The 14,730-nt window shown below is 68.0% G+C and carries 14 protein-coding genes; 5 read left to right on the forward strand and 9 right to left on the reverse strand.

The window, feature by feature from the left end; genetic code table 11:
- Positions 1 to 2: 2 nt before the first annotated feature.
- The 8 genes from VFV19_00195 to VFV19_00230 form a co-directional block, all read right to left on the reverse strand.
- Positions 3 to 1,217: an ABC transporter permease gene (locus VFV19_00195; protein HEX4822710.1), complete on the reverse strand. Its 1,215-nt coding sequence runs from the start codon at positions 1,215 to 1,217 to the stop codon at positions 3 to 5.
- Between the two features lies 1 nt (position 1,218).
- A complete protein-coding gene (locus tag VFV19_00200) occupies positions 1,219 to 1,920 on the reverse strand; it encodes an ABC transporter ATP-binding protein (protein HEX4822711.1) in 702 nt (233 codons plus the stop codon).
- Positions 1,917 to 3,224, reverse strand: coding sequence for an efflux RND transporter periplasmic adaptor subunit (locus tag VFV19_00205; GenBank protein HEX4822712.1), 1,308 nt, complete (start codon positions 3,222 to 3,224; stop codon positions 1,917 to 1,919). The genes VFV19_00200 and VFV19_00205 overlap by 4 nt, the downstream gene beginning before the upstream one ends.
- A complete protein-coding gene (locus VFV19_00210) occupies positions 3,221 to 4,003 on the reverse strand; it encodes a Yip1 family protein (protein ID HEX4822713.1) in 783 nt (260 codons plus the stop codon). Before VFV19_00210 ends, VFV19_00205 begins: the two co-directional genes overlap by 4 nt.
- Positions 4,004 to 4,006: 3 nt before the next feature.
- Positions 4,007 to 5,617 (reverse strand): TolC family protein, encoded by a 1,611-nt coding sequence (locus tag VFV19_00215; protein HEX4822714.1) that lies wholly within the window; start codon positions 5,615 to 5,617, stop codon positions 4,007 to 4,009.
- Between the two features lie 134 nt (positions 5,618 to 5,751).
- Entirely contained in the window at positions 5,752 to 6,729 is a 978-nt protein-coding gene (locus VFV19_00220) for an ABC transporter ATP-binding protein (protein ID HEX4822715.1), read from the reverse strand.
- Positions 6,726 to 7,700 (reverse strand): ABC transporter ATP-binding protein, encoded by a 975-nt coding sequence (locus VFV19_00225; GenBank protein ID HEX4822716.1) that lies wholly within the window; start codon positions 7,698 to 7,700, stop codon positions 6,726 to 6,728. Before VFV19_00225 ends, VFV19_00220 begins: the two co-directional genes overlap by 4 nt.
- A gap of 144 nt (positions 7,701 to 7,844) precedes the next feature.
- Positions 7,845 to 9,437 carry a methylmalonyl-CoA mutase family protein gene (locus VFV19_00230; GenBank protein HEX4822717.1) on the reverse strand — a complete coding sequence of 531 codons (1,593 nt, stop codon included), beginning with the start codon at positions 9,435 to 9,437 and terminating at the stop codon, positions 7,845 to 7,847.
- 37 nt (positions 9,438 to 9,474) lie between these two features.
- On the opposite strand from VFV19_00230, the gene mtnA reads away from it, so the two are divergent.
- From mtnA to VFV19_00245, 3 genes are read left to right on the forward strand one after another with little or no spacing between them, the layout of a single operon-like run.
- Complete coding sequence (gene mtnA / locus VFV19_00235; GenBank protein HEX4822718.1) at positions 9,475 to 10,491, forward strand: S-methyl-5-thioribose-1-phosphate isomerase; 1,017 nt, start codon at positions 9,475 to 9,477, stop codon at positions 10,489 to 10,491.
- Between the two features lie 51 nt (positions 10,492 to 10,542).
- On the forward strand, positions 10,543 to 11,574 hold the full coding sequence (gene tsaD / locus VFV19_00240) for a tRNA (adenosine(37)-N6)-threonylcarbamoyltransferase complex transferase subunit TsaD (GenBank protein HEX4822719.1): 1,032 nt from the start codon (positions 10,543 to 10,545) through the stop codon (positions 11,572 to 11,574).
- Between the two features lie 23 nt (positions 11,575 to 11,597).
- Positions 11,598 to 12,380 (forward strand): enoyl-ACP reductase, encoded by a 783-nt coding sequence (locus VFV19_00245; GenBank protein HEX4822720.1) that lies wholly within the window; start codon positions 11,598 to 11,600, stop codon positions 12,378 to 12,380.
- Between the two features lie 30 nt (positions 12,381 to 12,410).
- Here VFV19_00245 and VFV19_00250 read toward each other — a convergent pair whose 3' ends face one another.
- The gene (locus tag VFV19_00250; GenBank protein ID HEX4822721.1) at positions 12,411 to 13,679 is read right to left on the reverse strand and encodes a radical SAM protein; all 1,269 of its coding nucleotides are present in this window, start codon (positions 13,677 to 13,679) and stop codon (positions 12,411 to 12,413) included.
- A gap of 145 nt (positions 13,680 to 13,824) precedes the next feature.
- Here VFV19_00250 and VFV19_00255 point away from each other — a divergent pair, with 145 nt between their 5' ends.
- Both VFV19_00255 and VFV19_00260 read left to right on the forward strand, forming a co-directional pair.
- Entirely contained in the window at positions 13,825 to 14,271 is a 447-nt protein-coding gene (locus VFV19_00255) for an Rrf2 family transcriptional regulator (protein HEX4822722.1), read from the forward strand.
- Positions 14,272 to 14,332: 61 nt separating this feature from the next.
- Entirely contained in the window at positions 14,333 to 14,674 is a 342-nt protein-coding gene (locus VFV19_00260; GenBank protein HEX4822723.1) for a hypothetical protein, read from the forward strand.
- Positions 14,675 to 14,730 lie beyond the last annotated feature (56 nt).

Here is a 14,730-nt window from a genome sequence, read left to right on the forward strand (position 1 = left end):
AATTATTCGTAGCGCAGCGACTCGATCGGATCCAGACGTGAGGCTTTTGCGGCGGGGTAGATCCCGAAGAACAGGCCGACGGCGGACGAGAAGCCGAAAGCCAGGGCGAGCGCCCAGAGCGGCACGAAGAATCCGGGCCAATTCGGGATCAGCTTCGCCGCGAGCGCGCCGACCCCGATCCCCATCGCCATGCCGATGATTCCGCCCACGAGGGCGAGCGTGATCGCCTCGATGACGAACTGGGCGAGGATGTGGCTCCGGCGCGCGCCGACCGCCTTGCGGACGCCGATCTCGCGCGTCCGCTCGGTCACCGAGACGAGCATGATGTTCATGATCCCGATCCCGCCGACGAGGAGCGCGATCGAGACGACGCCCGCCACGACGTAGGTCACGCCGTTCGCGAACTTCGTGAACGACTTCAGGAACTCCTTCTGCGTCGACACCTTGAAGTCGCTCGGCTGGTCGGCGCGCAAGCGGTGGCGGACACGGAGCGTGTTCTCGATCTCGTCCGCGGCCTGGTCGACGAGCTCGGGCGTGCGGGAGCGGACGAGGAACGCGGTGTTCTCCTCGACGTCGTGTCCCCACAAGGACACCGCGGTGCCGAACGGGATCATGACGAACTTGTCCAGCTCCTGTCCCAGGAGCTGCCCTTTCGGCTCCATGACGCCGATGATGTGGCAGGTCCGCCCCTCGACGCGGAGGTCCTTGCCGACCGGGTTCTCCGGGAGCTTGAGATCGGTGAGGACGCCGTGGCCGATGACGCACGCGTTCGTCTTGCCGGTCTCGTCGAGCGCGCCGAAGAAGCGCCCGAGATCGACGTAGTAGTTCCTCACGTCCTGGAAGACCGGCTGGACGCCGATGACCTGGTACTGCGAGCGCTCCTCGCCGAACTTCACCTCGCCGAAGTGCTGCACGATCGGCGTCGCGACGGTGACCGACGGGCAGGTGCGCATGACGGCCTGGCCGTCCTCCCACGTGAGCACGATCTTCCCGAGCTTGTCGCCTTCCTTCCCCGGCGGGCGGAACGGCTCGACGATGATCGTGTTCGCTCCGAGATTCTGCACCTCTTGCGTGATGACCTGGCTGAACCCCTGCACGATCGAGACGACCGCGATGACGGCCGCGGTGCCGATCACGATGCCGAGGGTCGTCAGCATCGACCTCATCTTGTTGGCCCAGATCGCCTTCAGGGCCATCAGGAGGTTTTCGAGGAACACCTCAGGCTCCGACGGGGGTGTTGCGCACGTCGCTGATGATCTTTCCGTCCCTGAGGCGCACGACGCGGGCGGCGTGCTGCGCGAGGTCGTCCTCGTGGGTGACGAGGATGATCGTGTTGCCGCGGCGGTGCAGATCGTCCATGAGCGCGAGGATCTCCTCGCCCGTCTTGGAGTCGAGGTTCCCGGTCGGCTCGTCGGCGAGGAGGATCGACGGGCCGTTGACGAGGGCGCGCGCGATCGCCACGCGCTGCCGCTGGCCGCCGGACATCTCGTTCGGGCGATGGTGCTTGCGCGTGCCGAGGCCGACGGCATCGAGCGCCTTCTCGGCGCGCTCGCGCCGCTCGCGGCGCGGCACGCCCGAGTAGACGAGCGGGAGCTCGACGTTCTGGACGGCGTCCGCGCGCGGCAGCAGGTTGAACGTCTGGAAGATGAAGCCGATCTCCTTGTTGCGGATCTGCGCGAGCTCGTCGTCGTTCATCGTGGCGATCTCGCGGCCCTTCAGGACGTACGACCCCGACGTCGGGGTGTCGAGGCATCCGATCAGGTTCATGAGCGTCGACTTGCCCGAGCCCGAAGGTCCCATGATCGCGACGTAGTCGCCGCCTTCGATCGACAGCGATACGTCGTCGAGCGCCTGGACGATCGTCTCCGCCCCCATCTGATAGGTCTTGTGGACGTCCTTGATGTCGATGAGCGCGCTCAATCGATTTCGACTTGGGCCTTGCCCTCGTCGTCTCCTTTCTTCTTCTCTTCGGCCTTCTTCTCGCGGACGAGATCGCCGGGCTTGAGGTCGCGGAGGGCGCGGTACGGGCCCGTGATCACCGTCTCGCCCTCCTTGAGACCGTCCGCGACCGTGACCGAGGTCTCGTCGCTGATGCCGGACTTCACCTTCTTGAGGACCGCCTTCTTGTTCTCGACGACGAAGACGCACTCCTGCGTGTCGGCCTTGTCCGCCTTCGCGGCGGGAGCCGGCGCGGGATCCTTCGCGTCCTTCTTGTCTTTGCCGTCCTTCGCCTCGAGCTCCGACGGCTTCTTGAGCATGATCGCCTGGATCGGCACCGTGAGCGCGTGATCCGCACGCTCGGTCTCGATGCGCGCCTTGGCGGTCATTCCGGGACGGAGCTTCGTATCCACGGTATCGAGCGCGATCTTGACCTCGAAGATCTGCGTCTGCTGGCCGGCGCGCTGGATCGCCGAGCCGGCGATCTCGATGACCTTGCCGGCGTACGGCTTCGCCTCGCCGACGGCGTCGACGACGACGCGGGCGATCTGCCCAAGCTTGACCTGGGTCACGCGGGTCTCGTCGACGTCGACCGTCGCCAGGATCTCGCCCATGTCGGAGACGATCATGATCACGGTGCCGGGGTTGTTCATCGTCCCGGTCAGCGTGATCTCGCCCTTCTCGGCGTTCAGCTTCGTGACGGTGCCGTCCATCGGCGACCGGATCGTCGTCTTCGAGAGGTCGTCTTGCGCGTGCGCGAGGCTCGCGTCCGCCTGCGCGACCTGCTCCTCGAGGCTGCCGAGCTCGATCTCGCGCTGCCTGAGGTCGAGATCGCTCAGGTCGAGCGTCTCCTGCGAGACGAGCCCGCTCGTCTGGAAGAGAGCCTTGTTACGCTTGTTCTGACGCTCCGAGTTCGCGAGCGCAACCTTCGCCTGGTCGATCGCGATCTTCTGCATCCGTACGGCGGACTGGAGCCGGTCGACCTCGGTCTTGTAACGCTGGGGGTCGATCTGGACGAGGAGGTCCCCCTTCTTGACCAGGTCGCCTTCCTTCACCGGGAGCTGGACGATCTCGCCGATGACGACCGACGACTGGATGTTGACCTTCGTGCGGGCCTCGATCCGGCCGGTCGCGGAGACGAACGAGGCGAGGTCCTTCACGGCCGCCTTGGCCATGTAGACCTCCTCGCCCTGCTCCTTGGGCTTGCTGAGCACCGACGCCGCGATGATGCCGCCGACCACGACGACGGCCCCCGCGACGATCAGCGATTTCTGGAGCTTGGTCATCCCATGAACGCCGACAACAGGAGGCCCAGACAAACCTTGACCACGATGTAGGCAACCCAAACGCCCAGGACGACATTACGGGCCGATGACTTCGAGAGGCGCGTCGTCTTCGAGAGCGCGATCGATCCCACGAGGAACAGCCAGATGTCGAAGACGTCGACGCTCGAGAGCAGGCCGAGGAGCGCCTTGTTCGTCGTCTCGAAGTCCATGAACGCGGCGACGTTGGACTTGAGGATGCGCCCGAACTGGACATCGGGCGGATCGAACGACGCCTTGGGATACGCGACGATCGTCGTCAGCAGGAGCGGGATGAGCCCGATCGTCTGCGTGTACGCGTACCCGGCGACGACCTTGAGATAGTTCGTCTTCGCCCCGAATGCCGCCGCGAGCCCGTGATAGAGCAGCGGCACGAAGAAGATCGGGATCAGGACGAAGAGCGACGTCAACGCCCGCCGCACCGGCTTCTTGCCGTTCTCGAACCCCTCGCGCGTCTTCTGCTCGACCTGATCGCGCTGGGCGTCGGTCATGTTGCCCTTCGACATCTTCTCGACGAACTTCATCTGGTTCTTGACGGCCTGATCGACGTCGATCTTCGTCACGGTGACGCTCTGCACGACGAAGAACGCGATCATGAGGAGGAAGACCGGAAGCAGCCAGTCCCATCCGGGCCTCCGGGCGATCGACTCGAAGGTCTTCGTCGGCGACGTGAAGACGCCGATCAGCCGCGCGACCGGCGACAGCTCCGGCCCCTGGCTCGGTGCCCCCGTGGACTCGGTCATTCCTTACCTCCCGGCCTCGGCGTCGAGCTTGAGGCCTTGCGACTCGAGGAGCGTGCCCTTCGAGCGCTCGAGATCCGCGAGCCCCTTGTTGTAGTCGAGCACGGCCTGGATGAGCTGCAATTGAGCGTTCCTGAGGTCGGTCTGGAAGGTGAAGACCTCGAACGAGGTCGACATCCCGTTGTCGAACTTCTTCTGCTCGGCCTCGAGCTTCTTCTGCTGGAGCTCGACGTTCTTGCGCCCGGCGACGACCCGCTCGTAGCCCGACTCGACGGCGCGAACGGCGCGGCGCACGTCGACGCGGACGATCTCCTCGGTGTTCTGCTCGGACAACTCGGCTTTTTGGCGGTTGATCTGGGCGTTGGCGTAGTTCGCCTCGGCGGCGCGGTTGTTGATCGGAACGGCGTAGGTGAGGCCGACGAACCAGGTGTAGTTGTCGAGCTTCGGAATCTCTCCCAACGCGGATCCCAGCCCGCCGGTATTGAACGTCTGGAAGAAGATGTCATCGGCGGTGTTGAGGATGCCGTCCGGGCCGGGAAGCTGATTGTTCGTGATTGAATTGAGATTGTTCCCCGTCGGCGAGAATCTGGCGGTGAGATCGAGTTGATGCCGGGCGTTCTTCTTCGCCACCCGCTCGCCGAGCTGCGCCGTTTCGACCTGATAGCCGGACTGGAGAATCTCGGGACGCGACTTCAGCGCGGTGGCGATCGCCTCGTCGAGGCTCGGCTGCCGCTGGTCCTGCGCCGGCTCCTCCGTCGGATTGATCGACTTGTTCCAGAGAGGGTCGTCGGGAGGAATGGCCAGGAGCTGGCGAAGAGCGTCCTCGGAGTTCTTCACGGCAAGCTTCGTCGTGATGACGCCCTCGACGTTCGAGGCGACGTTCGCTTCGGCCTGCGTGATCTCGATCGGGGCCAGCGTCCCGACCTCGACCTTCTTCTTGTTCAGCTCGTAGAGATCTTGCGAGAGCTTCAGCGCCTGCTCGGCGACCTCTTGCGCCTTCATCGAGGCGAGCAGGTCCCAGTAGGCGTTCTCGACCGTCTGGATCACGCTCGTCGCCTGACCGCGCAGCACCTCGTGGCTGATGTCGACGTTCGTCTTCGCCACCAGGAGCGAGTACTCGGTCGTTTCCTTGCCGAGGCCTTTGAGAAGCGGGAGCGTGAATGCCAGGTTGAGGGCACTGCTGTACTTGGGGTTGTAGTCGCCAAAAGGCTTTGCATCGATGTAGGCGGAGCTGAGCGACGCTTCCCAGGTCGCGCCGAAGTTCAGGAGCTGCTTGAAGTCGGCCGAGATGTCCGTGGTCTTCTGCTTCGGTGAGGCATAGACGACCCGGCCGCCGATGAACAGCGGCTGCCCTTCGGACTTGGTCTCGGTGTGGCCGAGCTGCGACGTGAAGAACGGGTCGAAGGCGGCCTTCTGAAACAGCACGTCGTTCAGGGCGATCTGCGGGTCTCTCTTGGCGACGGCGAGATCGAGATTGTTCTCGAGCGCCTTCGAAAGGGCCTCGGACAGGCTGAGCGGCACAGTCCCCGCATCTTGGGCGTACGCCCGCGGTACGGACGACGCGACGAGCGCCGCCGCCGTCGCGAGGGACACCAACATCACGCATCTCGGCTTCACGTCAATCCTCCGCTTGAAAGAGCCCGTGCTCCCCGGACCTTGCCCCCGCCCGATCCCCAGCCATCGTCTGGCGTATTACGCTCGACCCCGGCAGGCGGTTTCAGCGACGAGGGCCGGGAGGATACAACGGCGGCCTACCGCGTGGCGACGTGACAGGCGACCCGGCGACGGTCGTCGATCGCGAGAAGCGGCGGCTCCTCGCGCAGGCAGACCGCCTCGGCGAGCGGACAGCGCGGGTGGAAGCGGCAGCCGGAGGGCGGCCTGAGGGGCGAAGGAGGCTCGCCGGGAAGCACGCGGGCGGGAGGGGCGTCCGGCGACCGGCGCGGCGTCGCCTCGAGGAGCGCCCGGGTATACGGGTGCTTCGGGGCGAGGTAGAGGTCCTCCGCGGGCGCCTCCTCGACGATCTTCCCCAGGTACATGACCGCGACGCGGTGCGCGACGTGCCGGACGAGGCGGAGGTCGTGCGCGATGAAGAGATAGGCGAGCCCCCGGCGCCGCTGAAGGTCGACGAGCAGGTTGACGATCTGCGCCTGAATCGAGGGGTCGAGGGCCGACACCGGCTCGTCGGCGACGAGGAATCGGGGCTCGCAGGCGATCGCCCGCGCGATCCCGATCCGCTGGCGCTGCCCGCCGGAAAAGGCGTGCGGGTACTTGTCGAGGGCCGAGCGGTCGAGGCCGACCTCCTCGAGGAGGAGGGCGGCGCGCTCGCGCCGCTCGGCGCGCGAGGCGCCGATGCCGTGGATCGTGAGCGGCTCGGCAACGAGCGAGGCGACTTTCATCCGGGGGTTGAGCGCCCCGTAAGGATCCTGGAAGACGATCTGGAAGTGGCGGCGCATCCGCCGCAGGGGCCGCGCCGCCAGCGCGAGCAGATCGACCCCGTCGAAGCGGATCGCGCCGGCGTCCGGCTCCGCGAGCCTCACGATGAGCCGGCCGGTCGTCGACTTCCCGGAGCCGGACTCCCCGACCAGACCGAGCGTCTCACCCGCCCCGACCTCGAGATCGACCCCGTCGACGGCACGGAGCGCCGGGCCAGGGCGGCCGAGCCAACCGGTGCTCGCGGTGAACGACTTGACGAGCCCGCGCGCCTGGACGAGCGGCGGCCCCTCGTTCAAGCGTCCCTCCCGTAGAGGTGGCACGCCACGCGACAGCCGGCCTCGAGATCGACGTTCGGCGGCTCGATCGTGCCGCACGGCGCGAACGCCTCCGGGCACCGGGGATGGAACCGGCAGCCGGCCGGGTACGCGACCGGGTCCGGAACCTGGCCGGCGAGCGCGCGGAGGCGTTTTCCGCGCCCGTCCCCGGCATCCTCGGGAATCGCGGCGAGGAGCGCCTGCGTGTACGGGTGCCGCGGCCGCGCGAAGATCTCACGCACCGGCGCCTCCTCGACGAGACGTCCCGCGTACATGACGCCGACGCGGTCGGCGATCTCGGCGACGACGCCGAAGTCGTGCGTGATGAGGAGCACGGTGAGGCGCCGGTCGGCTTTGAGCGTGCGGAGGAGCGCCAGGATCTGCGCCTGAATCGTGAGGTCGAGCGCGCTCGTCGGCTCGTCTGCGATGAGCAGGCGCGGCCGGCAGGACAGCGCGATCGCGAGCATGGCGCGCTGCTTCATGCCGCCCGACAGCTCGTGTGCGTACGACGACGCCTGCCGCTCCGGATCCGGCAGCGCCACCTCGCCGAGGAGGCGCACCGCCTCCCGCCACGCGTCCTTCCGCGAGAGGCCGCGGTGGATGCGGAGCGACTCGCCGACCTGCGTGCCGATCTTGAGCACCGGGTTGAGCGCGGCGCCCGCCTCCTGGAAGGCGAGGCCGATCTCGGCTCCCCTCACGCGCCGCATCTCCCGCTCCGTCAAGCCCATGAGATCGCGGCCGCCGAAGATCATCTTGCCGCCGGTGATGCGGCCCGGCTCGACGACGCGCAGCACCGAGTACGCCGTCGCCGTCTTCCCGCACCCCGACTCGCCCACCAGGGCGTACGTCTCACCCTCTTCGAGAATGAGATCGAGCCCGTCGACCGCGCGCACCTCGCCGCGCGGATCGTCGTAGCGAACGTGCAGGTTCTCGATCGCGAGGAGCGGCGCCATCGATGCGATTCTACGGAAATAAGGGGACAGCTACCGAATTTCAAGGGTGACAGGAACCAGGTTTTTCTTACGCGCGAACTGCGCGCGCAAGAAAAACCTGGTTCCTGTCACCCTTGAAATTCGGTAGCTGTCCCCTTATTTCCGTCAGAACGCGAAGGTGTCGTGGTGCTGGCCGAATACCGCACGCATGCGGTCGGCGATCTCGCCGAGGGTCGAGTCGGCGAGGACGGCGTCCAGGATCGCGGGCATCACGTTGGCGTCGCCGCGCGCGCGCTCGCCCACCGTCGAGAGGGCGCGTTCCACCGCCGGCGCGTTCCTCCGCTTGCGCAGAGCCGCGAGCCGCTCGCGCCGGCTCTGCTCCGCGGCCTGGTCGATCTTGAGGACCGGCGGCCGCGGGTCGTCCTTCCTGACGTAACGGTTCACACCGACGACGACGGCGTCGCCGGACTCGACGCGCTTCTGCCAGCGATAGGCCGCCTCGTGGATCTCGCGCTGCTGGAATCCGCGCTCGATCGCGCGCACGGCGCCGCCGAGTGCGTCGATCTTCTTCAGGTAGGCGGCCGCGCCGGCCTCCACCGCGTCGGTCAGCGATTCGACGAAGTACGAGCCGGCGAGGGGATCGACGGTGTCGGCGACGCCGGTCTCCTCGGCGATGACCTGCTGCGTGCGCAGGGCGAGGAGCGCGGCGCTCTCGGTGGGAAGGCCGAGCGCTTCGTCCATCGAGTTCGTGTGGAGCGACTGCGTGCCCCCGAGAACCGCGGCGAGCGCTTGCAGCGTCGTGCGCACCACGTTGACCTCGGGCTGCTGCGCCGTGAGGGTCGAGCCGGCGGTCTGCGTGTGGAAGCGAAGCTTCGCCAGCTCGGGGGCGGCGACACCGAACCTCTCGCGGACGATCCGGGCCCAGAGGCGCCGCGCGGCGCGGAACTTCGCCGCCTCCTCGAAGAAGTTCGAGTGCCCGTTGAAGAAGAACGAGAGGCGCCCGCCGAACGTCTCGAACGGAAGGCCGCGCGAGATCGCCGCCTCGCAGTAGGCGATCGCGTTCGCGAGCGTGAACGCGACCTCTTGCACCGCCGTCGCTCCCGCCTCCCGCATGTGGTAGCCGGAGATCGAGATCGTGTTCCAGCGGGGCACCTCGGCGGCGCACCAGGCGAAGAGGTCGGTCGTGATCCGGAGCGACGGCTCGGGCGGGAAGATGTAGGTCCCGCGCGCGATGTACTCCTTCAGGAGATCGTTCTGGATCGTCCCCGAGAGCGCGCTCGCCTCGACACCGCGCCGCTTCGCGACGGCGACGTAGAGGGCGAGGAGGATCGACGCCGTCGCGTTGATCGTCATCGAGGTCGAGATCCGCTCGAGCGGGAGGCCGTGGAGCAGCTCGTCCATGTCCTCGAGCGACGAGATCGCGACCCCGACCTTCCCGACCTCGCCCGCCGCCATCGGATGATCCGAGTCGTACCCCATCTGCGTCGGGAGATCGAAGGCGACCGACAGTCCCGATTGGCCCTGCTCGAGCAGGTAGTGGAACCGCGCGTTCGTCTCCTTCGCGGTGCCGAAGCCGGAGTACTGCCGCATCGTCCAGAGGCGCCCGCGGTACATCGACGGCTGGATGCCGCGGGTGAACGGGAACTCGCCGGGGAGCCCGATCGTGGCTGGATCGCGCGCCTCACCGTCGGCCTCGGTATAGACCGGTTCGATCGGGATGCCGGAGGTCGTTTCGAGGCGATCCTTCGGGCGGGCCATCGACGGGAGTATAGCGACCGCTCCCTATAATCCGGCCATGTTCACGACCGTCGCGCGCACGCCGGAAGGCGTGCGCCTTCTCGATCAAAGGCGCCTTCCGGGCGTGACGGACTACGTGACCCTCCGGACCGCCGAGGAAGTCGCCGGCGCGATCCGCGCGATGGTCGTGAGGGGCGCGCCGGCGATCGGCGTGACCGCCGCCTTCGGGCTCACGCTCGCAGCGCCGCAGGGCGACGCCGCGCTCAGGGAGGCGGAGCGCGTCCTCCGCGCCGCGCGGCCGACCGCGGTCAATCTCGCCTGGGCGCTCGACCGGATGATGGCCGCCGCCGCACGGGCACGGAGCGAAGGCGCGGACGACGCCGGGATCGCCGCACGTCTCGAGCGCGAAGCGCAGACAATCCACGACGAAGACCTCGAGGCGTGCCGGGCCATCGGGCGTCACGGCGCGACACTCGTCCCGGAGCGCGCCTCGATCCTCACGCATTGCAACGCCGGCGGGCTCGCCACCGCCGGTTACGGAACGGCGCTCGGCGTCATCCGCGCGGCGGTGGAAGCGGGCAAGCGCATCCGCGTGCTCGCCGACGAGACGAGGCCGTTCCTGCAGGGCGCGCGCCTCACCGCGTGGGAGCTGATGCAGGACGGGATCGAGACGGTGCTCATCGCGGACAGCGCGGCCGGAAGCCTTCTCCGCTCGGGCGCGATCGACCTCGTCGTCGTCGGCGCCGACCGCATCGCGCGGAACGGCGACGTCGCCAACAAGATCGGAACGTACTCTGCCGCGGTCCTCGCGAAGGAGAACGGCGTGCCGTTCTACGTCGCGGCGCCGGTCTCCACGGTCGACCTCGCCTGCCCGAACGGCGAGGCGATCCCGATCGAGTCGCGCGACGCCGCGGAGGTCACCGAGCTCTTCGGGACGCGCATCGCGCCCGCGGGTGTCGGCGTCCTGAATCCGGCGTTCGACGTGACCCCCGCGCGCTACGTCGCTGCGATCGTCACCGAGCGCGGGATCGCGCGCGCGCCCTACGAGGCCTCGCTCGCCGCTCTCCTGCGCTGAACGGAGACCACGACGACCGGGACCGCACAGGCGGCGCTACCATGCGCGGCCATGGCCCGGATCCTCGCGATCGAAAGCTCGTGCGACGAGACCGCCGCCGCCGTCGTCGAGGACCGCTGCCACGTCCTCTCCTCCGTCGTCGCGTCTCAGGACGAGATCCACGCCAAGTACGGCGGGGTCGTTCCCGAGCTGGCGTCGCGCCGCCACGTCGAGTGCATCGGGCCGGTGATCGTGGAGGCGTTGGCCCAGGCGGGGGGCGGCCTCGACGCCCTCTCCGCCATCGCGGTGACCCGCGGACCCGGCCTCGTCGGCTCGCTCCTCGTGGGCCTCTGCGCGGCGAAGGCGATCGCCTGGCAGCGAGGCCTCCCGCTCCTCGGCATCAACCACCTCGAAGGCCACGTGCGCTCGCCGTTCCTCGAGAATCCCGGCATCGAGTTCCCGGCGATCGCGCTCGTCGTTTCGGGCGGGCACACGGCGCTCTACCTCTGCCCCGAGGAGGCGGTCTACCGGCCGATCTCGCGCACGCGCGACGACGCGGCCGGCGAGGCGTTCGACAAGGTCGCGAAGCTTCTCGGCCTCGGCTACCCCGGCGGGCCGGTCATCGACCGCCTGTCGGACGGCGCCGACGAGCAGGCGTTCGAGTTCCCGCGCGCGACGATGAAGAACCAGTCGCTCGACTTCTCGTTCAGCGGGCTCAAGACCGCCGTGAGGATCCGCGCGACCGAGCTGGGCCTCGCGCACGCGCGCCCGTCCGGCGGCGAGGCGACCGACGCGGTCCGCGACCTCGTCGCATCGTTCCAGAGGACCGTGGCCGAGACCCTCGTCGCGACCACGCTCGCCGCGTGCCGGCGCGAGTCGGTGCCGACGGTGCTCCTGTCCGGAGGGGTCGCGTGCAACCGCCGCTTGCGCCGCGCCTTCGCCGAAGCGGAAGTCGCCGAGGGACTCCGCGTCTACGCGCCCTCGCCCCGCTACACGACCGACAACGCCGCCATGATCGGGGAGGCGGCGTTCCTTCACCTCGAGCGCGGGGATGTCGCGCCGTGGGACGTGAACGCCGACGCCCAGTGGAAGCTCGGCACGTGAATGGGAGTACCCTAACGCCCCGCATGAGGACGATCGATCTCGAAGGCAAGGTCGCGCTCGTCGCCGGAGTCGCCAACCAACGTTCGCTCGCCTGGGCGATCGCCGAGGCGCTCGCCGACGCCGGTGCGAAGCTCATCCTCACGTATCAGGGCGAGCGCCTCCAGAAGAACGTCGCCGAGCTGGCCGCCGAGCGCCCCGGCACTCTCATGTTCCCGTGCGACGTCACGAACGACGTCGAGATCTACGCGCTCTTCCAGCGCATCGCCGCGGCGAACGACGGGCGTCTCGACATCCTCGTCCACTCGATCGCCTTCGCGCGTCGCGAAGATCTCGACGGCGACTTCCGCAACACGAGCCGCGACGGCTGGCACACGGCGCTCGACATCAGCGCCTACTCGCTCCTCGCCCTCACGAACCGCGCCACGCCGCTCATGGAGGCGGCGGGAGGCGGGTCGATCGTGTCGCTCACCTTCCAGGCGAGCCAGCGCGTCTTCCCGAACTACAACGTCATGGGAAGCGCCAAGGCCGCGCTCGAGCACGCGACCCGCCAGCTCGCCTTCGAGCTGGGCCCGATGAACATCCGGGTCAACACGATCTCCGCCGGTCCGATCCCGACCCTCTCGGCGCGCGGCATCTCGGGGTTCTCGAGCATGGCGAGCCATCACAAGAAGACGGCGCCGCTCAAGCGGAACATCGAGGCGCGCGAGGTCGGCGACGCCGCGCTCTTCCTCTGCTCGCCGATGGCGTCGGGGATCACCGGATCGACGCTCTACGTCGACGCGGGCTACAACGTGATGGGCGTGTGAGGGTGAGGGTGAGGGGACAGCTTCCGAAACTCAGGCGGTAGCCCGGACCTCCGAGTTTCGGAAGCTGTCCCCTCTCTTGAGCTCTCTCCGCAGCTGCGCGGCGAACACCTTCCGCATGAGCTTGAGCTTGAGCTCGCCGGCCCAGAAACGGCGCGGGTCGTGCTGGAGCCAGCGCGCCTCCTCGGGGAGCATCACGAGCGAGACGTGGACGTTGTCCGCGACGCCGATGGGGAGGCCGTTCGTCATGCACGCCTCGTAGAGGCGGCGGAAGACGGGGACGAGTTCCTCGGTCTTGGGCGGCGGCACGTCGGCGAAGTCGGTGGCTTGGAGCGGGCGGAAAACGCACACGGTCGGGATGGCGCCGACGCTCGCGATCCAGTCGATGGCGCGGATCGAGTCCTCCGGCGGCTCGAGCCCGGCGATGATCTCGCCGTTGACGACCCACGGCTCGAAGCCGCGGCCCGTCGTTCCGACCTCCTGCGCACAGTAGCGGATCGCCTCGAGGTAGCGGTCGAGCCCGTACTCGCGGTGCTTGCCGGGGCAGACGGCGGCGAACCGGTCGCGGTTCCAGATCTCGAAGCAGAAGGAAACGCGGTTGACCCCCATGCGGCGTAGCTCGCGGTAGCGGGCGAGGTCGTGGTGCGGCGGCGTCTGGACGCCGACCATCACCTTCGTCGCTTCCTTGACCCGCTGGATGTACGGCTCGAGGATGTCGAGGTAGGTGTCCCCGTCGTAGTGGCCGGTGTTGAAGTCGACGTAGGTGATCCCGGACTCGGCGCGGGCCGCCTGGACGACCTCGACGACCTCCTCGATCGATTTCGAGTCGCCGTCGTCGGCGCCGAGGTTGAGGCCGACCGAGCAGAACCTGCACTGCTCCTTGTCGGGCTGCTTGAGCCAGTACTCGCAGACCTTGGACGGATAGACCCCCAGATAGGTCCCCTGGAGCGTCCCCACCATGGTCATCCGTTTGCCCGAGGTCGTTTTGCGGTTGTACCAGGCGGGCTGCGGAGAGAGTTGCACCGCGCTCACCGGCCCGACGGCGTCGTGGTCGAGCCACAGCGCATCCCCCCGCCAGCGGAAGACGTAGGGCGACGCTTGGGCGAACGACTCGACGACCGGGACGTTCGTCCAGAGGCCTCCCGGCAGGATGACCTCGAGCCCCGAGCCGAGACCCGCCCGGGTCCTCAGAATTTTGCGCCCGCCGTGCTCTTCCACGGCGTCCGAGTCGTCGATGCGCGCGCCTCGGCAGTAGAGGTCGAGCTTGAGGAGCCCCGGATTCTTGCGAACGTCGGTTTCCATTGCGGACAGAATACGTCCGCGGGCGTCCGTGCATCGGACCGAATTTGTCCGTAAATCCCTTTCCAAGGTGCGCGCGGAGTTCTATAACCGAGCATCCGGGTCTCGAAAGGAAATTACTCCCGAGGCCCCGAGAGGTGGGTGACTCATGGCGCTCCGACTGACTCGCGCAGGCGACTATGCGGTACGGGCGATGATCCACATCGGCTCGCTCCCCGACGGTGGCGTGGCGCTCAAGGACGAGATCGCGCTCGCCGAAGGAATCCCTCCGAGCTTCATGGCGAAGATCCTCCGGCAGCTCGTCCGCACCGGACTGCTCCGTTCGGCGCGCGGCGTCCACGGCGGGTTCGGCCTCGCGCGCGGCGCCGGCGACATCAGCCTCCTGGACGTCGTCGAGGCGATCGAGGGCCCGATCCAGCTTACGGACTGCTCCCCCGATCCCGAGCGGTGCACCCTCTCGCACGACTGCCCCGCGAGCGGCGTCTGGCTCGAGGTCCAGCAGCGGATGACCGGTCTCCTCCGGGAGACGAGCCTCGAGGCGCTCCTGTCGGCGCCCCGGCGCAACCGGCGGGTGATGTACCGGATCAGTGGCTAATCCGGACGTCCCGACGTAATCTCCCCTGCGTCGCGCCGCATTGCGGTCGCCAGGAGGCTCCATGAAGCAACTGATCTCGATCGCCTGTCTCGTCGCCCTCGCCCTCTTCGTTGCCGCGCCCGCGCGTGCCGGCGAGCCGGCCGGACAGACGACCTTGAAGGGCTGGGTCGTCGACGACGACTGCGGCGCGAAGAACGCGAACGCCGCCGGCGCCGACTGCATCAAGATGTGCCAGAAGAACGGCGCCAAGCTCGTGCTCTACGTGGACGGCAAGACCTACGGCCTCTCCGACCAGAAGCTCGCGCTGGCCAACGTCGGCCACGAGGTTGCGGTCACCGGCACCGTCGACAAGAACGGCAACGTCACGGTCGCCAAGATGGAAACGGCGAAGAAGACGTCCTGAAGGTTCACAGTCGACAGTTGACAGTTGACAGTTCCGGAACTGTGAACTGTTGACTG

This window comes from Candidatus Polarisedimenticolaceae bacterium (genome assembly GCA_036275915.1).
Taxonomy (GTDB): domain Bacteria; phylum Acidobacteriota; class Polarisedimenticolia; order Polarisedimenticolales; family DASRJG01; genus DASRJG01.